Source organism: Methylobacterium sp. WL120 (genome assembly GCF_008039465.1).
Lineage (GTDB): Bacteria > Pseudomonadota > Alphaproteobacteria > Rhizobiales > Beijerinckiaceae > Methylobacterium > Methylobacterium cerastii.
In genome coordinates this window covers 1-18,642 of sequence record NZ_VRUT01000098.1, presented here as the reverse complement: position 1 = coordinate 18,642, position 18,642 = coordinate 1, and the positions used below count along the sequence as shown (strand labels likewise).

Below are 18,642 nucleotides of genomic sequence, written 5' to 3'. Positions count from 1 at the left end.
GCCGACCACGCGCCAGCCGAGCAGCGCCAGCGCTTCGGCCGCCGCGACCGAGCGCAGCGCCCGGCGGGTGCCGAACAGCATCGAGGGCCGGAAGTCGGCGAGCAGCACCACGGCGCGGTCGCGCTCGTCGTGGTGGGTGCGCACGTGCAGGATGCCGGTGCGCGCGGTGGCGTTTCGGTCGATGTGGCGCCGGTCGTCGCCCTCCGACCACAGCCGCACGTCGTCGGGCTCCGACCCGCGCCCGCGCCGCCGGGTGACGATGCCGCCGGGCAGCCCCGCCAGCGTCCGCGTCGCCGGCGTGACACCGCGGCGGGCGAGGTGGCGCAGGCCCATCAGGGCCTCGCCGGAGAGGTGGAAGGCCGGGTTCGCCTCGGGGGCGGCTGAGGCGGTCATGCGGGTGCCCGCACCCTCAGAGCGCCCGCACCCGCTGCACCAGCCCGGCGACGATGCCGCGGGTGGTGAGGCCTTCGGCGGCGGCGCGCCAGGTCAGGCCGATGCGGTGGGAGAGCGCGTCGGCGGCGAGATCCGCCACGTCCTCGGGGATGACGTGGTCGCGGCCGTGGAGGTAGGCCCGCGCCTTGCCGGCCACCATCAGCGCCAGGGTGCCGCGGGGCGAGGCCGGATGCTCGATCGCGGCGCGAAGCTCGGGCGCGGCGGAATCGGTGCGCGTCGCGGCGACGATGCGCACGAGGTAGTCCTTCAGGGCCGGCGAGACGTAGGTCTTCAGCGCGGCCTCGCGCGCGGCCAGCACCTCGGTGACCGAGAGCTTCACCGGCATCGCCTCGCCGTGGTGGTTGAGCTCGCCCTCGACGAGGTCGAGGATCTTCCGCTCGGAGGCCTCGTCCGGCATGCCGACGACGACGTGGAGCAGGAAGCGGTCGAGCTGCGCCTCGGGCAGCGGGAAGGTGCCCGCATGCTCGATCGGGTTCTGGGTCGCCACCACCATGAACGGGTCGGCGAGGGGATGGGTCGTGCCCGAGACGGTGATCTGGCCCTCCGCCATCGCCTCGAGCAGGGCCGACTGCACCTTCGGCGGCGCGCGGTTCACCTCGTCCACGAGGATCAGCGAGTGGAACAGGGGGCCGGGCAGGAACTCGAAGGTGCCGGCGTCCTGCCGCCACACCGTGGTGCCGGTCAGATCCGCCGGCATCAGGTCGGGCGTGCACTGGATGCGGGCGAAGGAGCCGTCGAGCCCGTCGGCGAGCCGCTTGACGGCACGGGTCTTGGCGAGCCCCGGCGCGCCCTCGATCAGCAGGTGGCCGCCGGTGAGCAGCCCGATCATCAGGCGCTCGACCAAGCCCTCGCAGCCGATGAGCCCGTGCTCCAAACCGGCGCGAAGTTCGAGGATGCGGGCCCGCAACGGATCGGAGACGGCGCCGGGGCGCTCAGCGAGAGCGGCACCGCTCATGCCACCGCTCATGCGCGGAAAAGCCCGGCCGACTGTAGGTGAGCCTTCATCCTGCAAGTCTCCTCGTCGAACGCCGCGGACGTGGCCGCGGCACCTGGATTCTTGAGCGATCCATGAGCCAGGCCGGTGTGCCCGCTGCCCGGGGCACCCGTCAATCCCGCCGCGACCTGCGGTGGTAGCGGAGATCGTCACGGAAGCGTCATGCGCGTCCGTCTAGGAGACCAGATGGTCCTTCTGTCCACGCCCCTCCCCGAACCGGTCAACTCGGCGATCAGCCTGGTCGTCGCCTTCGTGCTCGGCACCCTGATCGGCGCCGAGCGTCAGTACCGCCAGCGCACCGCCGGGCTGCGCACGGCGGTGCTGGTGGCGGTGGGGGCCGCCGCCTTCGTCGATCTCGGCATGCGGCTGACGGGGGCCGAGGGCGCCACCCGCACCGTCGCCTACGTGATCTCCGGCATCGGCTTCCTCGGCGCCGGCGTGATCATGAAGGAGGGCATGAACGTCCGCGGCCTCAACACGGCAGCGACCCTGTGGTGCTCGGCCGCAGTCGGCGCCTTCGCCGGGGCCGACCTGCCGCTGGAGGCGCTGTTCGTCGCCATCGCCGTCCTGGCCTGCAACACCCTGCTGCGCCCGCTCGTCAACGCGATCAACCGCTTCCCGATCGACGAGAGTGCCACGGAGGCGACCTACGAGGTCCAGGTCACCACCGCCCCCGGTGCGGCCGGCCCGGCGCAGGACATGCTGGTCGAGCGGCTCGAGGCGGCGGGCTACCCGGTCGGCGGCGTCGCGGTGGAGGAGCGCGGCGACGCGGCGGTGGACGTGGTCGCGACCCTCATCGCCAGCGCGGTGGCGGCCAAGGACCTCGACGCGGTGGTGGCGGCGCTGGCGACCCAACCCGGCATCCGCCATGCCACCTGGGCGGTGCAGACGGGGGATTGAGCGGGCGCCTATGGGGCGGGCGGCGTGCCCGGGCGCAGATACGCGAACATGTGGGCGACGTAATCGGCCTTGCCGAGCTCGACGCCGCTTGCGCGCAGGATCGCGTAGGCCGCCATCACGTGAAAATAGAACTGCGGCAGCGCCCAGTCGCGCACGTACTGCTCGGCCGTGAGGTCGAACACCAAGCCCTGCGGCAGCGTGTGGGCGATCGGCGTCGCCGGGTCGATGGTCGGCATGGCAACGGCGGTGCCCCGCACGGCCTCCACCGTTTCGGCGATCCTCTCCCGCGCCTCCGCGATCGAGCCGGGACGGTCGCCCGCATTCCGACCCTCGTCGATCAGGACTTCGACCGCCGGCGGAAGCGGCTCGCCGCGCAATCGGGCGACGCCTTCATGAGCCTGCACGCAGGCGAAACGGACCTGCGTCGACAGCGGGAACATGTCGTTTGCCAAGCGCTCTGCAGGCAGCGTCTCGGCGCCCTCCGGCTGCTGCGTCTCGGCTTTGCCGAGCCAGGCCGACAGCGCCTCCAGCATCTGAAGGTAGGTCGGGACGAGGACATCCTGCAGGGTCATGGCTCTCTCCGGCATCGAGCGGCCCGCTCACGCGATTCGAGCCGGTGCCCTCACATACGAACCAGGAGATCTGCAGCAAATTGCTCGCCGCTTGGAGTTCCTCGCGATGCGGGCTCGACCTGGAACCGCGCCCCGGAATCGGTGCGCCGGCACACGCTGCCGCTGAACCGGGGTCTGTCGCCCGGCCGCAACGACGCCAATTCTCTCGGCACGGGTCGTACCTCGGACCCGGTCCCCACGGAGACATCCCATGGCAGCAGCCAACCATCCGTCGGCCAAGAACGCGCTCATCGTCGGGGCCTCGCGCGGCCTCGGTCTCGGGCTCGTCGAGACCTTCCTGGCGCGCGGCTGGCGCGTCACCGCGACCCAGCGCAACGCATCGCCGGGGCTCGCCGCCCTGAAATCCGAGGCGCTGACGATCGAGACGGCCGACATCGACGACGACGCGGCGGTCTCAGGCCTGCACGACCGGCTCGCATCGCAGACCTTCGATCTGGTGTTCGTGGTCGCCGGCGTCGCGACGCAAGCGCACGATCCGCTGCACGCGGTGCCGCGGCAGGTCGCGGCGCAGGTCTACCTCACCAACGCGATCAGCCCAGTGCGCTTCGCGGAGACCTTCCGCGACCGCCTCGCGCCCGGCGGCAGCCTGGTGTTCATGAGTTCGATCCTCGGCAGCGTCGGGCTCAACACCTCGGGCGGCTGGGAGAACTACCGCGCCAGCAAGGCGGCGCTGAACACCTTGGTGCGTAGCTTCGCGATCCGCCACCAGGCGGAGGCCTTGAGCGTGGTTCTGATGCATCCGGGCTGGGTGCGGACCGAGATGGGGGGCGCCGAGGCGGACATCGACGTGGCGACCAGCGTCGGCGGCATGGCCGACGTCATCGAGGCCCGGCTCGGCCAGCCCGGCACGGTCTACCTCGACTACCGCGGCGAAACCCTTGCCTGGTAGCACAGAGCCTGGAAAACGATCCGCGGGGCAGCCTCAGCGCCGCGGGTCGAGGGGGCGGGTGCGGCGCTCGACGATCACCGGCGGCCGGGTGCGGCGCTCGACGATGACGGTACGGGGCGCGCGGCTCGGGCCGGCCTGGGCGATGATGCGCTCCGGCATCCGCTCCGGCTTGGCCTTCACCGCCGCCACGACGTGCGGGCGGACCTCGTCCGCGGGCAGGCCGATCAGCCCGGCGGCGATCTCGATCTGCTGCTCCAGGTCGTCGGACAGGTCCTGCGCGGCGATCACCGCCTCGACGATGGTCGGCGGCTCGCGGCGGACCCGGATCGGCGGCAGGTCGGCAAAGCTCTTCTTCGACTTCTTCACGGCTGGGCTCGCGCTCGTCATCCTCGGACCCTACCCGATTCGAGGCCATTGTGCACTGCATCAAAACGCGGCCGGCGCGGTCGGCCCCTGCATGGACCGAGGGTGCCGAATGGACAGGCAGGCCGCTCATCTGTCTTCGACGGCGTCAGCGCATTCATGATGCAATTGCCACCTCGCGCGTCACAGTACTGCGTCGAAATGGCGCAGCATGGGCGATCGGCACAGGCGTGGTTCGGTCACGGCGGAAGCCGATCATGCAAGCTCGAACCGCCTGAAAACCCGAGCCGTCATGTCGCGTAGCGAAACCCTGACCCACGACCCGCGGACAACGCCGGCTCGGCCGGATCTCGCCGACATCCGCCTACGCGGCACAGTTGAGGCGGCACGCTTCGTCGCCGGTGAGCCACGGCAGGTCGTGATCCCGGCGGCCCCCTTGCGCCGGACGCCGCGTGCGGAAGCCGGCCTCGAGACGGAGGCGGTGATGGGCGACGCGGTGACCTTGTACGAGGTTCGCGACGGGTTCGCCTGGGTCCAGCTCGTGCGCGACGGCTATGTCGGCTACCTGCCCGCGGCGAGCCTCGGCCCGGCCGACCCGGCCCCGACCCACCGAGTGACGGCGCTGCGCAGCTTCCTCTACCCCGCCCCCGACATGAAGCGCCCGGCGCTCGGCCATCTGAGCCTCGGCGCGCGGATCGCGGTCGCGGGGACGGAGGGCGACTTCGTGCGGGTCGGCGACGCCTTCGTGTTTTCGGCCCATTGCGCGCCGCTCGACCGGACGACGCCGGACTATGCCGGCACCGCCGAACGGCTCGTCGGCACCCCATACCTCTGGGGCGGGCGCACCAGCCTCGGCCTCGACTGCTCGGGGCTGGTCCAGCTCTGCCTGGATCTTGCCGGCCTCCCCTGCCCGCGCGACGCCGACCAGCAGGCCCGCGCCGTCGGCTGGCCCCTGCCGCTCGCCTTCGAGGGCTTACGCCGCGGCGACTTCGTCGACTGGCGCGGCCATACCGGCCTGATGCTCGACGCCGACACGCTGCTCCACGCCAACGGCCACCACATGGCGGTGGCGATCGAGCCCCTGCGCCAGGCGGCCGCGCGGATCGAGGCCAACAGCTATGGCGCGGTGACGGGGATGCGCCGGATCGAGGCCTGAGGGCACGCGGAGCCGCGTCCCCCTCCCCCTTCTGCGAGGAGGGAAGGAAACCAGCGCCCCGCGTCCCCTACCCCTTCAGCCGCATCTTGATCCGGTAGGTCAGCCCGTCGCGGACGTCGCGATAGGCGTCCATGCGTTGGTCGCGCGAGGCGTCCTGGAGGATGGTCGGGTCGGCCGTCTGCCAGTACTCGACGTCGGCGGCGAGCGTATGGGTGAGGGCCAGCGCCTTGTGGTGGGCCTCGGGGGCGAGCGTCACGATCAGGTCGAAGTTCAGCCCCTCCCACTCGTCGAGCTCCTCGACGGTGCGCGGCCGGTGCTTCTTGGCGTCGATGCCGATCTCGTCCAGCGCCGCGACCATGAACGGGTCGACCGGCTCGCCCGAGCGCACGCCGGCCGATTGCACGTAGACCGACTTGCCGAAGTAGTGGCGCGCGATCACCTCCGCCGCGGGGGAGCGCACGGCGTTGAAGTTGCACATGAACAGCACCGATTGCACCCGGCGCTTGCGCGGCACGACGAGGTCGCCGGGCTGAGGCGGGACGAGGACGTCCATCGCGCGTGGGCTTTCAGCGTCGGTGCGGACCCGGCATCGCTTCCGATCGCGTCGCGATCGGAAGCGATGCCGAGACTCCGCGATGCCGCGCGCTCTGACGCCGAACCGGTGCCCACTTCGGCGGAGCGCGCTCGGGGCGGCGCAACGCCACCTCAGCCCTTCCAGTGCAAGGCGAAGATCAGGGTGAACAGCCGCCGCGCGGTGTCGTGGTCGAGGTCGACCTTGCCGGAGAGCCGCTCCTTCAAGGTCTCCGAGGCCTCGTTGTGCAGGCCGCGCCGGCCCATGTCGATCGCCTCGATCTGCGTCGGCGAGGCGGTGCGGATGGCGTTGTAGTAGCTCTCGCAGATCATCTCGTAGTCGCGGATCACCCGGCGGAAAGGCGTCAGCGACAGCAGGTGGGTCATCACCGGCTCGCCCGACGGCGACTGGATCGCGAAGGAGAGCTTGTTCTCCACGAGCCCGAGGTGGAGCGCGTGGGGGCCGGTGCGACCGGGGATGGCGAAGTGGTTGTCCTCGATGATGTCGAAGATCGCGATGGCGCGCTCGTGCTCCTGGTCGGGGTTGCCGCGGCCGATCGAGTCCTCGTCGAGCGCCACCGAGACCAGGCGGTCCGTGCCCTTCCCGGCCGGCTTCTCAGCCTGCGTCTCAGTCCCCTTGGCCTCCGACATCGTGCGCATGCCCCTACAGGTTCAGCCGGATCGCGACGGAGCGGGCATGCCCCTCGAGGCCCTCCGACCGGCCCAGCGTTATCGCCGCGGGGCCGAGCGCCCGCAAGCTCTCCGGCGTGCAGACGAGGATCGTGGTGCGCTTCATGAAGTCGAGGACGCCGAGGCCCGAGGAGAACCGCGCAGAGCGCGCCGTCGGCAGCACGTGGTTGGGGCCGCCGACGTAGTCGCCGATGGCCTCGGGCGTGTGGGAGCCGAGGAAGATCGCCCCGGCGTTGCGGATCTTCTTGGACAGCGCCTCGGCGTCCTGCGTCTCGATCTCCAGGTGCTCGGGCGCGAGGCGATCGACCAGGGGCACCGCCTCGTCGAAGTGCCTCACCCGGACGATCGCGCCGTAGTCGCGCCAGCTCGCCCGCGCGATCTCCTGGCGCGGCAGGGTGGTCAGCGCCCGCTCGACGGCGGCCTCCGCGGCCTCGGCGAGTTCCGCGCTGTCGGTCATCAGGATCGACTGGGCCGCCACATCGTGCTCGGCCTGGGCCAGGAGGTCGGCGGCGATCCAATCGGGGTTGGCGTGGCCGTCTGCCAGGATCAGCACCTCGGAGGGGCCGGCGATCATGTCGATGCCGACCTGCCCGAACACCCGGCGCTTGGCCGCCGCGACGTAGGCGTTGCCGGGGCCGACGACCTTGGCGACCGGGGCGATCGTCTCGGTGCCGTAAGCCAGCGCAGCCACCGCCTGCGCCCCGCCGACGCGGTAGACCTCGTGCACGCCCGACAGGTGCGCGGCGGCGAGCACCAACGGGTTCGACTGCCCGTCGGGCATCGGCACGACCATGACGATCCGCGGCACGCCGGCGACGCGCGCTGGGATCGCGTTCATCAGCACCGAGGACGGGTAGCTCGCCGTGCCGCCGGGCACGTAGAGCCCCACCGATTCCAGCGCGGTCCAGCGCCAGCCCGAGGTGACGCCGAGGGCGTCGGTCTCCATCCGGTCGCCGGGGACTTGGCCCGCATGGAACGCCTCGATCCGGGCAGCGGCGAAGCGCAAAGCCTCCAGCGCCTCGGGCGGGCAGGCCTGGAGCGCCGCGGCGATCTCATCCTCGGTGACCCGCAAGGCGGACGCGGTGAAGCCCTCGCCGAGCCGATCGAATTGACGGGTGTAGTCGACGAGCGCGGTGTCGCCGCCCTTCACCACGCCGGCGATGATGCCGCGCACGGTCTCGTCCACGTCCTCCGAGATCTCGCGCTTGACCGTGAGCAGCCGGGCGAAATCCTCCGCGAAGGTCGGGTCGCTGCTATCGAGGCGGATCATCGGCGCGTGCTTCTCTTGATGGTGTGGGGCGCGACGGCTCAAGCCGACGGACCGGGCGCGGGCGCCGCGTGGCCCGGACGGCTCTCGGCCTCCCAGACCGGGCCGAGGTCCTTCATCCGCACCTCGATGCACTCGACCTCGAGGCGGATCGCGGCCTGGCCCGAGAACAGCAGCGTGACCAGGCCCGAGGGTGCCTCGGTCTCCTCGAAGGTGATCGCGAGCAGGCTCAAGGGCGCTTCCCCCGGCGTCAGGCCGCGGGTGCGGACCCCGAGCACGCGCTCGAAATGCAGGCCGGCGAGCCGTCGCCGCGGCGTCTCCGGGCTCTGCCAATCGAACCGGCGCAGCGCGAGCACGAAGCGGTGCTCGGCGGCTAGGAACGTGAGGTCGGCGACGTTCAGCACCGCATCCTGCAGGTGCGCCGAGATCACGGTGAGGTCCTCGGCGTCGAGGGCGGCGAGCTTGAGAAGCTCCATGTCGGCGGGCCGCTCCGGAGAGGGTTTCACGGGAAACATTTCGCCCGCGTCAGTAGCGAGGCCGGCCGCTTCCGGCAACCGCAGCCGGGTCGCACGGGCCGCGGCGGATGGTGTCCGGTGCCTCGCATCCACCATACCGGAGGATCGGGACGGCCGATGCGCAGTCTGGCGCGTTGAGCGTCGAGGCCGGGCCGCGGACAGCTGTTGCGCCGGCCTCAGCCGCCGTTCAGGCAGCCAATCGTAGACCCCACGTCGATCTCGGACCGGAGACGGACACATCCCATGACCATCAAGCGCTACACCCTCGCGGCCATCGCCGCCCTGACCCTCGGGACGACCCTCGGCGCGACCGGGGCCAGCGCCCAGTATTACGGCAACGAGTACGGCGGCCCGCGCCGGTTCGACCGCGGCTACGACGAAGACCGCCCGCGCCGTCGCGACTACGAGGAGGACCGCTACGAGCGCCGCCGCGACCGCGACGACTTCCGCGGCGGCGGCCGCGGCGGCAGCATCTGCGTCACCGCCCGCGGCAACTGCGTGACCCGCCCGGCGCCGTTCAACTCGTCCTGCGGCTGCGAGGTCCCGGGCTTCGGCTTCAAGCGCGGCGCCATCGGCCGCTGATCGCCGCGATCCCGCCTTGCGGGGGGCCGTCCAGCCATCGGGTCGGGCGGCCCTTCGTGTTTTAGGCCCTCGGCGCCGCGAACCGCGCGGGCTGGTGCGAGCGTCCTGGGCGAGCTGCTGTCCTGGGCGAGCTCGGAGAGCATGATCCCTCCCCGATCCCCGCCTTCGGTCGGGAGCGCGCCGGCCCCCAGGGCCGAGCCGCCGAACGACCCGCGCCGCTCAGGCGGCGCGGACGCCCGCCAGGAAGCTGCCGACCTCGGCGCGCAGTTCCTCCGATTGGCCGGCCAGCGCGTCCGAGGCGAGCAGCACCGCCGCGACCTCGCTGCCGGCTGCGTTCGCGGCGCTGGCGACCGCGGCGATGTCCGCCGTCATCGCGCTGGTCCCGGCCGAAGCCTCGCCCATGTTGCGCACGATCTCCTGGGTCGTGACGCCCTGCTCCTCCACCGCGGCGGCGATGCTGGTCGACACCCGGTTCATCGCCTCGATCCGCCCGGCGATCGCATGGATCGCCTCGGAGGCTTCGCCCGCGGCTGCCTGGATCGAGGCGATCTGCTGGCCGATCTCACCCGTCGCCCGGGCCGTCTGCGAAGCCAAGTCCTTCACCTCCGCCGCCACCACCGCGAAGCCGCGGCCCGCCTCCCCGGCGCGCGCCGCCTCGATCGTGGCGTTGAGCGCCAGCAGGTTGGTCTGGCCGGCGATGGTCGAGACCAGGCCGACGACGTCGCCGATCCGGGTCGCGGCCGCGGCCAGCGCGTCCATGGCGGTCTGCGTCCGCGTCGCCTCGCGCACCGCGCCGTCCGACATCTCCGCCGCCTGCTCGACCTGCCGCCCGATCTCCTGGACCGTGGCCCCGAGCTCCTCGGCCGCCGCGGCGACGGTGTTGACGTTCTGGGCGGTCTCGTTGGCGGTGGTCGCGACGCTGCTCGACCGTTGCGAGGTGCCCTCGACCGCGTCGCGCATGCCGCCCGAGGCGGCCTGCAGCCCGGCCACCGAGCCGGCGACCCGCGCGACGATGCCACCGACCGAGCGCTCGAAGCGTTCGGCGAGGTCGCGCAGGAGGGCGCGGCGCGCCTGCTCCTCGCGCAGGCGGGTGGCCTCGGTCGTCTTCAGCTGCGCCGCGGCCTCCTCGAGGGAGACGTCGCGGATGGTCACCACGGCCCGGGCGATGTCGCCGATCTCGTCGCGCCGGGTGCTGCCGGGCACCTGCTCCAGCGCCTGCCGGGCGGCCAGGGCCTTGAGCGCCGCGGTGAGCGCGCCGAGCGGCCGCACGATCGATCGGGCCAGCAGCAGGCCGAGGACGGCGGTGCCGGCAAGCACCCCGAGCCCGACCAGGGAGAGCGTGCGCGACAGGGTCGAGACGGCGCCGATCGCCTCGCCGAAGCTCTGCTCGGCGATCACCGTCCAGGGCGCCCCGAGCACCGAGACGACGGAGGACGCCACCAGGCGCCGGCCTTCCGGGGCCTCGAAGTCGAACGGCCGCCCCTCCGCGAGGCGGCTCGGGGCGATCCCGAGCGCGCCCAGGGGGCTGCCGGCCTTCGCGTCCGGGTTGAGCGGCGGCTGGGTGCGCAGCAGGCCGTCGGCGCCGGCCGAGAGCATCTGCCCGGTCTCGCCGAGGCCGGTGCGCTTCGACAGGGTGCGGTCGAACAGGGCCGGCCCGACCCGCATCACGACGTAGCCGATGCGCTCGGCCGCCTGCGCCGTCCCCATGGCGACGTTGGCGCGCTTCGTCACCGCGCGGCCGATGAAGGCGGATGGCCCGGCGTCGACCGGATAGGCCGCGAAGTCCTCGAACAGGGCGGCTTCGGGATCGGCCGCCCTGAGGCGCTCGAATAGCCGCGCGAGCCCCGTTCCCCGCAGCGCCGGATCGGAGACCGGACGGGCGAAGTCCTCGCCCTTGGTGGTGGTGTAGACGACGCGCCCGCCCTCATCGAGCACCAGCAGGTCGGCGTAGCCCGCCTGCGCCAGAAGCTTGCGGCCGACCTCCTGCACCTTCGCGTGCCGCCGCCCGTACATCGTGTTGGTCGCGGTGCCGTCGAGCGCGATGCGGGCCGCGGCCGTCTCGGGCGCCCGGAAGGCGGCGAGGAGGCCGGCATAGTCGGGCTTCGCGGGATCGAGCGTCTCGATCAGGTCGGCGACGTTCGACACCACCTGCGGGTGCGCCGCCACCGTGAGGAAGTCGGCCTGCATGCGGTCGGCGACCAGCTCGACCCCGTCGCGCCGCGCGTCGGCGGCGAGTTGCAGCCGCTCGCGTGCCGCATCCACCAGCCCGGCCCGGGCCGAGTACCAGCTGTACCCGCCCATCGCCGTGGCGCTCAGGAGAGCGAGCCCGATGGTCATGGCGGGCAGGCGTGCCTCGAGGCGTGAGAATACCGACATCGATCCGTCTCGAAGATGCTCGAAGAGCTTGAGCCAGATCTTGTCGCAGGTATGCGTTAAAATTTCTTGCCGGAGACCGAAGCTTATCGTCCAAGCAATACGCCTGACGCACGATGATGATAAGAATAAAATCTGTCTTCTTTCCTGACGGCTCGTGAAACCGATTGACGTCGATCGATTCTCGTCTCGCAAATTCAGAAGCACGCCCAACCGGCACTGCCCGCGATCGGCCGGCCCCGCACCGCTCCGATTGCGGCCCGGCCGAGGCTCGGGCTTTCGGGCCTCAGGCCCGCACGCGCTCGATCCGCGCGCCGCAGCGGGCGAGCTTGGCCTCCAGGGCTTCGAAGCCGCGGTCGAGGTGGTAGACCCGGTTGATCTGGGTCTCGCCCTCGGCCGCCAGCCCCGCGATCACCAGCGACACCGAGGCGCGCAGGTCCGTCGCCATCACGGGCGCGCCCTTGAGGCGCTCCACGCCCTCGACGATGGCCAGATCCCCCTCGAGGCGGATCTTCGCGCCGAGGCGGGCCAGCTCCTGCACGTGCATGAAGCGGTTTTCGAAGATGGTCTCGCGGATCTGCGACTGGCCGTTGGCCAGCGTCATCAGCGCCATGAACTGCGCCTGCAGGTCGGTGGGGAAGCCCGGGAACGGGTCGGTGGTCACGTCCACCGCCGCGATCCCGCCGCCGTTGCGCCGGACACGGATGCCGCCGGGAACCTGGGTGATCTCGGCGCCGGTGGTCGAGAGGATGTCGAGGGCCGAGTGCAGCAGGTCGGCGCGGGTGTTCTCCAGCACCACGTCGCCGCCGGTCATCGCCACCGCCATGGCGTAGGTGCCGGTCTCGATCCGGTCGGGCAGCACCTCGTGGCGGGCGCCGTTCATGCGGGCGACGCCCTCGATCACGATGCGGGGCGTGCCGGCGCCCTGGATGCGGGCGCCCATCTTGATCAGGCAGTCGACCAGATCCACCACCTCCGGCTCGCGGGCGGCGTTGGAGATCACCGTGGTGCCGTAGGCGAGCGAGGCCGCCATCAGCGCCACGTGGGTGCCGCCGACGGTGACCTTCGGGAAGTCGATCTCGGCGCCGCGCAGGCCGTTTTTCGTACGCGCGACGACGTAGCCGGCATCGATCTCGATCTGCGCGCCGAGCTTTTCCAGCGCCATGATCAGGAGGTCCACGGGCCGGGTGCCGATGGCGCAGCCGCCCGGCAACGAGACCTTGGCCTCGCCGAAGCGGGCGAGCAGCGGCGCGACCACCCAGAAGCTCGCGCGCATGGTCGAGACCAGCTCGTAGGGCGCCGTTGTGTCGATGACGTTCGACGCCGTGAGCCGGATGGTCTGGCCGGTCTCGGTGGTCTGCCCCGGGCGCTTGCCGACCACCATGTGATCGACGCCGTGGTTGCCGAGGATGCGGGTCAGCGCGGCGATGTCGGCGAGCCGCGGCACGTTGGCGAGCTCCAGGGTGTCGCCGGTGAGCAGGCTCGCGATCATCAGCGGCAGGGCGGCGTTCTTCGCCCCCGAGATCGGGATCGTGCCGTTGAGCGGCACGCCGCCGGTGATGTGGATGCGGTCCATGGTCTCGTGATCCTCACGCGCCGCGCCTCGTTCCGCGCGCCGCCGGCCTTGCCCCTCAGGGCGCTCGCCGCCCATGCTTGCGCGCAGCCTATAGGCGAGTTTTGTCCGAAAGGGGACCGACGCTTGCGCTGGCCGGTCCGGGGTTGCATGCCGGGCGGCTCGCAGGACGTCGACGGGTGTGGATCCGTCCGCTGCCGCGACGCGGGCGCGGTCGGCGTCCGGACGCGATCGTTGCGCGGCTCGGCGACCTGTCGTCAGGTTGACGGCGCCTCGGAAGCCGGCCCGTCCGGTTCGTCCGGCCGCGCAGCGTCCGCAGCCGAGTCGTCGCGCTCCGCCGCCTCGCCGCGGCTGCGGACCTGCCCCTTCCGTCGCCGCAGGTTTTCGCGGAGCGCCGCCTTGAGGCGCTCGGCGCGGGCTTCGTCGTTCTTCGTCGTCATGGCTTCAAGCGACGTCGTCCAGGTTCACGCGACCCATCGTCGCCTTCGACTCCTAAGTCGTCGTCGGGCACCTCACAATCCGCACACGCAGCGGGGCCGGACGCATCCCGACGCCCTGCAAGGCAGGGATGACGCCTCGTCACCTTGAACCAATTCTAGATCCGGCTGTATCTTCCTGTCCGGCGGCGCCACGCGAGGCCGCCGGATTCCTCATTCACCCGATGCGCGATCGGGTGCGCCGGGCCTCTCAGGGTCCGCAGGCGCGCCCTCGGCATCCGAACAAGGCCAGCCGCGACGACCTCGCGTCCGACGCCGGCCAGCCCCAAGGATATCCATGCCCGAGACCCGGCCTGCCTCCTCCCCAGCCCACGCGCACGCGCAGGGTCCGGTTCGCGGCAACGACTACGAGGCGCATTTCCAGGGCGCGCTGGCGCGCCTGCACGGCGAGCGCCGCTACCGGGTCTTCGCCGACATCGAGCGGATCGCCGGGCGCTTCCCGATCGCGAACTGGCGGCGGCCCGACGGGGCGACCTCCGAGATCACCGTGTGGTGCTCGAACGACTACCTTGGCATGGGCCAGCACCCGGAGGTGGTGGCGGCGCTCACCGACACGGCCAAGCGCTGCGGCGTCGGCGCCGGCGGCACCCGCAACATCGCCGGCAACAACTCGCCGCTGGTCGACCTCGAGCGCGAGCTCGCCGACCTGCACGGCAAGGAGGCCGGCCTCGTCTTCACCTCGGGCTACGTCTCGAACCAGGCCGGCATCTCCACGATCGCCAAGCTGATCCCCGACTGCCTGATCCTGTCGGACGCGTTCAACCACAACTCGATGATCGAGGGCGTGCGCCACGCAGGCTGCGAGAAGCGGATCTTCCGCCACAACGACGTCGCGCACCTGGAAGAGCTGCTGATCGCGGCCGCCGGCCGCAACGTGCTGATCGCCTTCGAGAGCGTCTACTCGATGGACGGGGACGTGGCGCCGATCGGCGCGATCTGCGACCTCGCCGAAAAATACGGCGCGATGACCTACCTCGACGAGGTCCACGCGGTCGGCCTCTACGGGCCGCGCGGCGGCGGCATGGCCGAGCGCCAGGGCGTGATGCACCGCGTCGACGTGATCGAGGGCACGCTCGCCAAGGGGTTCGGGTGCGTCGGTGGTTACATCACCGGCTCGTCCGCCCTCTGCGACGCGGTGCGCAGCTTCGCCCCGGGCTTCATCTTCACCACGGCGATTCCGCCGGCGATCGCGGCCGCGGCGCGGGCCTCGGTGCGCTATCTCAAGCGCTCGAACGGGGAGCGCGAGGCGCACCAGCGCCAGGCCGCCGCGACCAAGCGTGCGCTGGAGGAAGCCGGCCTGCCGGTGCTCGCCACCGAGACCCACATCGTGCCGGTGATGGTCGGCGACGCCGAGCTGTGCAAGGCGGCGGCCGACCACCTGCTCGAGCGCCACGCCATCTACATCCAGCCGATCAACTACCCGACGGTGCCGCGCGGCACCGAGCGCCTGCGCATCACCCCCTCGCCGTTCCACGACGATGCCCGCATCGCCACGCTGACCGCGGCGCTCGTCGAGACCTGGGACACCCTCGACCTGCCGCGCGCCGGCACGGTGTTCGCGCAGGCCGCCGAGTAGGCCGCGCCCGCGCGAAGCCCTCAGGGCTCAGTTCGGCTTCGGCCGATTTCCGCCCGGCGCCCAGCCATGCGCCTCGGCGGTGGCCTGGAGCTTCGTCTGCATCTCGCCGGCCAGGCTGCCGATCCAGTGCTGCATGCCCGTCAGCTGCGCCTGGGCCAGCTGCGGCTGCGCCTTGGCCATGTTGCGGCCGGCCGGCGTGTCGTAGAACACGGCGATCGCCTCAAGGTCCTCCTTCGACAGGACCGCCGCGAACGACAGCGCCTGCAGGTTGAGCAGCTCGTCGTAATGCGCCGACAGGATCGGCATGATCACCTCCTGCACCATGACCTTGGCCCGATCGGGCTGCTTGAGCCCCATCTGCTGGACCATCGCGGTCATCGGCGCCGTCATCGCCTGCAGCGTGGTGTCGCGATCGCCCTGGGCGCGGGCGACGACCGCCTTCGCCGCCGCCAGCCGCGCCGGATCGACGGTGACCTGGGGCACCGGCTTCGCCGGGGCGGGCGCCTGGGCGCAGGCGGGCCCGGAGAAACCGAGGGCGAAGGTCAAGAGAGCGAGGGTGGCGATGCGCATCACGCGTCCTCCGAAGACGATTATCGCGGGCCGCGAATCGGGCCGCGCCGGACCATAGGCGGTGCCGGCGGATCAACCTAGAAGCTCGGCCGCGTTGCATCCGCAGGCCGGATGCGCTGTGACTGCGCCCGCACGAATCAACGGGGAGCTTTGGGCGGATGTCGGGTGGTCACGGAGCGGGTGGTGGGTCGAACAAGCGCGTCGCGCTGCTGATCTCGGTGCTGGCGCTGTTCCTCGCCTTCAGCGAGACGCTGGGCAAGGCGGCGCAGACCGACGCGATCGGCGCCAACGTCGAGGCGGCCAACCAGTGGGCGTTCTTCCAGGCGCGGACCATCCGCGCCACGGTGCTCAAGACCGCCGACGAGGCGGTGGCCCTGGTGCCGCCGGGGCCGAACCAGGACGCGATCGCGGCCAAGCGCGCCGAGTGGGCCAAGACCATGGCGCGCTGGGATTCCGAGCCCGCCACCGACGAGGGCCGCAAGGAGCTCGCCGAGAAAGCCAAGACCGCGCAGAACCACCGCGACCTGTCCCTGTTGCGCTACCACCATTACGAGCTGGCCTCGGCCGCCTTCCAGATCGGCATCGTGCTGGCCTCGGCCGAGGTGATCACCGGCATCGTCGCCCTGGTCTTCGCCGGCGGCCTGCTCGGCGCGGCCGGCGCGGTGCTGCTCGCCTTCGGCTATCTCGCCCCGCACGCCCTGCCGTTCTTCCATTGAGACGGGCTGCAGTGAGACGGGCTGCGGGTCAGCGGTCTCCGAACCAGTCGTCGTAGCCCGGCTCGATGCACGTGTAGCCGACGAAGCATTTCGGGTCGGTGCGCGTCGGCGCGGTGGCGGTGCGCGTGACCTCCGTCGCCTCGCAGAAGCTGCGGTCGCGCACGAAGCGGTCGTAGGTCGGGCCGCCGGTGCCGAGCACGATGCCGCCGGCGCGGGCGACGGCGCCGCGGGCCTGGGCGCAGGTGAGCGTCGTAGTGTCGACGCGCTGGGCCTCGGCGGGGCCGGCGGCGAGGAGCAGACAGGTCGGCAGGCAGCTCAAGATCAGGCGGCGCATCGGCGGCTCCTTTGGGGTCCCGGAGCAACGTCGCCCATGTCCTACGGTTCATGCGTCGCGGTTCAGGCCGCCCGCCGCTCCGGGTCGGCGAGGCTCGGTTCCGGCGGCCGGCCGGACGGGTCGAGCAGGCGCCGCCGCAGCCGGGCGCAGGGGCGCTCCACCCAGGCCTGCATCAGCGCGCACAGGGCCAGGGTCGGCACGAGGCCGGCGACGATCAGTACGAGGGACCCCGAGCCCGGCCGCAGGTGCAGCAGCAGCGCGATCATCGTCGGGTGCAGGAGGTAGAAGCTGTAGGAGTAGAGCCCGAGCCGGCGCATCGGTGCGGAGCCGAGCGCCCGCACCACCCATCCGCGGCCCTGCAAGGCGGCCGAGAACGGCACGAACAGCGCCGCGCTCTGCAGCGTGTAGCGCAGGGTCTCGCGGAAGGCGGGGTTCCGCACCGCGAGGGTGGCGAGGATCACCGCGCCCGCCGCCGCGACGTGCCGGGGTTTCGGCCGCCAGGCGCGGTCGGCCGGGATCACCGGGTTGTTCCACAGGCCGAGGCAGCAGCCGAACAGGATCGCGTCGATGCGGGTGTGGGTCCAGGAGTAGTTCAGGCTGTAATCGGCGAGCCGCCACACGTTGAGGCAGCGGATGGCCAGCACGCCGCCGCACAGCGCCAGGCATGCCAGGGCCGCCCGACGCGGCGACAGGCGCCCGAGCCACAGCAGGTAGGCCAGCGGAAACAGCAGGTAGAAGTGCTCCTCGATCGCGAGGCTCCACAGCGGCACCGGCAGCACCTGCTCGGTGCCGAGGAGGTCGGGGTAGTTCGTCAGGAACGTCGCCTGCCCGAGCACCGCCACCGCGTCGACGCGCATCCAGTCGAGCAGGCCGAGCCCGTAGAGCAGGCCGGAGAACGCCAGCGCCAGATACATCGGCGGCAGGATGCGCAAGGCCCGGCGCAGGTAGAACGCCTTCAGCGACACCGTCCCGCTCACCCCCCGCTCGATCCGCAGCAGGGTGGTGATGAGGTAGCCCGACAGGAAGAAGAACACCGTGACGCCGAAGCCCCCCGGCACGACGTGGCTGAGCCCGCAATGGGCGACGTAGACGATGCCGATCGCGAGCGCCCGCACCCCGTCGAGCTGCGGCAGGTAGGGCATCGCCGGCGGGACCGGGGCGGTGGGGCTCGGGATGGCACAGCTCCTTGCGGGTTCCGGACGATCGCCGGACACCGAAGCACGAAACCGCAAATTTTTCGTCCTCACTATCCGCGCCGGCACCGGAGTGGTGCGACGACTCTCCCCTCTGCGGGGGAGGGAAGAGGCGCATCTCTCGGGCGCCAAAGCTCGTGTCGGCTCGAATGCTGGAGAGCACAAATCCAGATCGCCGATGTCCGCGAGGCCCCGCCCCGCATGCGACACTCGCGCGGTTGCCGGCGCGGGCGAGAGGTCTACGATCCGGGCATCGCGGCCCTGACCTTCGGCGCTCCGCGCATGAGAGACGGATGCGCTCCCGCCTTCGACGCGTGATGAGCCCGTGCCCCGGTACTTCTTCGACATCCACGACGGCTTCCACCAGCGCGACGACGTCGGCACCCACTGCGACGACGTGCAGGCCGCCGCCCTCGAGGCCAAGCGCCTGCTGCCCGCCATCGCCGTCAACGAGATCCCGACCGACGGCGAGCGCCAGACCATCACCGTGGTGGTGACGGACGAGGACGGCTACGCCGTGTACTCGGCCGCCCTCGCCTTCGTCGGCACCTGGCTGCTGCGGTGAACCGGCGCCGGCCTGAGCCGGGCACAAGGGATCGGTAACCATCGCCCCCGCATGATCCGGCCCGGAACCGCCCGGTCGCGGGGCCGAGACGGGGTTGCGTGATGTTCTCTGCCGCCTTCCTGCGCGCGGGCCTGTCGCCCCTGGCGCTCGCCGCCGCGCTGAGCACGGCCACCGCCCAAAGCGCGCCGCCGGCTGCGAGCCCCGCGACGGCGCAACCCGTGCCCGCCCTGCCGC

At 71.8% G+C, this 18,642-nt stretch carries 21 protein-coding genes; 7 read left to right on the top strand and 14 right to left on the bottom strand.

Features of this window, described 5'->3' with window-relative positions; translation table 11 throughout:
* Both FV229_RS17675 and FV229_RS17670 read right to left on the bottom strand, forming a co-directional pair.
* Nucleotides 1–393, bottom strand: a 393-nt coding sequence (locus tag FV229_RS17675) for a DUF58 domain-containing protein (RefSeq protein ID WP_147753218.1), incomplete at its 3' end; no start/stop codon positions are given.
* A 16-nt stretch (nt 394–409) separates the two neighbouring features.
* Nucleotides 410–1,408, bottom strand: coding sequence for a MoxR family ATPase (locus FV229_RS17670; RefSeq protein WP_147753217.1), 999 nt, complete (start codon nt 1,406–1,408; stop codon nt 410–412).
* 225 nt (nt 1,409–1,633) lie between these two features.
* Here FV229_RS17670 and FV229_RS17665 point away from each other — a divergent pair, with 225 nt between their 5' ends.
* Entirely contained in the window at nt 1,634–2,347 is a 714-nt protein-coding gene (locus tag FV229_RS17665; RefSeq protein WP_147753216.1) for an MgtC/SapB family protein, read from the top strand.
* Between the two features lie 8 nt (nt 2,348–2,355).
* Here the strand turns inward: FV229_RS17665 and FV229_RS17660 are convergent, their stop codons facing one another.
* Nucleotides 2,356–2,919, bottom strand: coding sequence for a DUF1993 domain-containing protein (locus tag FV229_RS17660; protein ID WP_147753215.1), 564 nt, complete (start codon nt 2,917–2,919; stop codon nt 2,356–2,358).
* A 250-nt stretch (nt 2,920–3,169) separates the two neighbouring features.
* On the opposite strand from FV229_RS17660, the gene FV229_RS17655 reads away from it, so the two are divergent.
* Nucleotides 3,170–3,868: an SDR family oxidoreductase gene (locus FV229_RS17655; protein WP_147753214.1), complete on the top strand. Its 699-nt coding sequence runs from the start codon at nt 3,170–3,172 to the stop codon at nt 3,866–3,868.
* 33 nt (nt 3,869–3,901) lie between these two features.
* Here FV229_RS17655 and FV229_RS17650 read toward each other — a convergent pair whose 3' ends face one another.
* The gene (locus FV229_RS17650; RefSeq protein WP_246688237.1) at nt 3,902–4,234 is read right to left on the bottom strand and encodes a hypothetical protein; all 333 of its coding nucleotides are present in this window, start codon (nt 4,232–4,234) and stop codon (nt 3,902–3,904) included.
* A 289-nt stretch (nt 4,235–4,523) separates the two neighbouring features.
* Here FV229_RS17650 and FV229_RS17645 point away from each other — a divergent pair, with 289 nt between their 5' ends.
* The gene (locus FV229_RS17645) at nt 4,524–5,387 is read left to right on the top strand and encodes an NlpC/P60 family protein (RefSeq protein ID WP_147753212.1); all 864 of its coding nucleotides are present in this window, start codon (nt 4,524–4,526) and stop codon (nt 5,385–5,387) included.
* A gap of 67 nt (nt 5,388–5,454) precedes the next feature.
* On the opposite strand, the gene FV229_RS17640 is transcribed toward FV229_RS17645, so the two are convergent.
* The 4 genes from FV229_RS17640 to FV229_RS17625 all read right to left on the bottom strand — a co-directional run bounded on the left by FV229_RS17640 (nt 5,455) and on the right by FV229_RS17625 (nt 8,390).
* The gene (locus tag FV229_RS17640; RefSeq protein WP_147753211.1) at nt 5,455–5,940 is read right to left on the bottom strand and encodes a low molecular weight phosphatase family protein; all 486 of its coding nucleotides are present in this window, start codon (nt 5,938–5,940) and stop codon (nt 5,455–5,457) included.
* A gap of 152 nt (nt 5,941–6,092) precedes the next feature.
* Nucleotides 6,093–6,608 (bottom strand): UPF0262 family protein, encoded by a 516-nt coding sequence (locus FV229_RS17635; protein ID WP_147753221.1) that lies wholly within the window; start codon nt 6,606–6,608, stop codon nt 6,093–6,095.
* Nucleotides 6,609–6,621: 13 nt separating this feature from the next.
* A complete protein-coding gene (gene hisD / locus FV229_RS17630) occupies nt 6,622–7,917 on the bottom strand; it encodes a histidinol dehydrogenase (RefSeq protein WP_147753210.1) in 1,296 nt (431 codons plus the stop codon).
* A gap of 38 nt (nt 7,918–7,955) precedes the next feature.
* Nucleotides 7,956–8,390: a DUF2948 family protein gene (locus FV229_RS17625; protein ID WP_147753220.1), complete on the bottom strand. Its 435-nt coding sequence runs from the start codon at nt 8,388–8,390 to the stop codon at nt 7,956–7,958.
* 282 nt (nt 8,391–8,672) lie between these two features.
* Here FV229_RS17625 and FV229_RS17620 point away from each other — a divergent pair, with 282 nt between their 5' ends.
* Entirely contained in the window at nt 8,673–9,011 is a 339-nt protein-coding gene (locus tag FV229_RS17620) for a hypothetical protein (RefSeq protein ID WP_147753209.1), read from the top strand.
* Nucleotides 9,012–9,230: 219 nt separating this feature from the next.
* Here the strand turns inward: FV229_RS17620 and FV229_RS17615 are convergent, their stop codons facing one another.
* The 3 genes from FV229_RS17615 to FV229_RS17605 all read right to left on the bottom strand — a co-directional run bounded on the left by FV229_RS17615 (nt 9,231) and on the right by FV229_RS17605 (nt 13,397).
* Nucleotides 9,231–11,387 carry a methyl-accepting chemotaxis protein gene (locus FV229_RS17615; protein ID WP_147753208.1) on the bottom strand — a complete coding sequence of 719 codons (2,157 nt, stop codon included), beginning with the start codon at nt 11,385–11,387 and terminating at the stop codon, nt 9,231–9,233.
* Between the two features lie 283 nt (nt 11,388–11,670).
* Nucleotides 11,671–12,960, bottom strand: coding sequence for a UDP-N-acetylglucosamine 1-carboxyvinyltransferase (gene murA, locus FV229_RS17610; protein ID WP_147753207.1), 1,290 nt, complete (start codon nt 12,958–12,960; stop codon nt 11,671–11,673).
* A 254-nt stretch (nt 12,961–13,214) separates the two neighbouring features.
* Nucleotides 13,215–13,397, bottom strand: a complete 183-nt coding sequence (locus FV229_RS17605) for a hypothetical protein (RefSeq protein ID WP_147753206.1) — start codon at nt 13,395–13,397, stop codon at nt 13,215–13,217.
* Between the two features lie 334 nt (nt 13,398–13,731).
* On the opposite strand from FV229_RS17605, the gene hemA reads away from it, so the two are divergent.
* The gene (gene hemA, locus FV229_RS17600; protein ID WP_147753205.1) at nt 13,732–15,030 is read left to right on the top strand and encodes a 5-aminolevulinate synthase; all 1,299 of its coding nucleotides are present in this window, start codon (nt 13,732–13,734) and stop codon (nt 15,028–15,030) included.
* Between the two features lie 27 nt (nt 15,031–15,057).
* Here the strand turns inward: hemA and FV229_RS17595 are convergent, their stop codons facing one another.
* Entirely contained in the window at nt 15,058–15,600 is a 543-nt protein-coding gene (locus FV229_RS17595; RefSeq protein WP_147753204.1) for a DUF2059 domain-containing protein, read from the bottom strand.
* Nucleotides 15,601–15,758: 158 nt separating this feature from the next.
* On the opposite strand from FV229_RS17595, the gene FV229_RS17590 reads away from it, so the two are divergent.
* The gene (locus FV229_RS17590; protein WP_147753203.1) at nt 15,759–16,316 is read left to right on the top strand and encodes a DUF4337 domain-containing protein; all 558 of its coding nucleotides are present in this window, start codon (nt 15,759–15,761) and stop codon (nt 16,314–16,316) included.
* Between the two features lie 28 nt (nt 16,317–16,344).
* Here the strand turns inward: FV229_RS17590 and FV229_RS17585 are convergent, their stop codons facing one another.
* Together FV229_RS17585 and FV229_RS17580 are read right to left on the bottom strand one after the other, a co-directional pair.
* On the bottom strand, nt 16,345–16,650 hold the full coding sequence (locus tag FV229_RS17585) for a hypothetical protein (RefSeq protein ID WP_147753202.1): 306 nt from the start codon (nt 16,648–16,650) through the stop codon (nt 16,345–16,347).
* 62 nt (nt 16,651–16,712) lie between these two features.
* Nucleotides 16,713–17,792: an acyltransferase gene (locus FV229_RS17580; protein WP_246688236.1), complete on the bottom strand. Its 1,080-nt coding sequence runs from the start codon at nt 17,790–17,792 to the stop codon at nt 16,713–16,715.
* A 376-nt stretch (nt 17,793–18,168) separates the two neighbouring features.
* Between FV229_RS17580 and FV229_RS17575 the strand changes: the two genes are divergently transcribed.
* Entirely contained in the window at nt 18,169–18,408 is a 240-nt protein-coding gene (locus FV229_RS17575; RefSeq protein ID WP_147753201.1) for a hypothetical protein, read from the top strand.
* Nucleotides 18,409–18,642 lie beyond the last annotated feature (234 nt).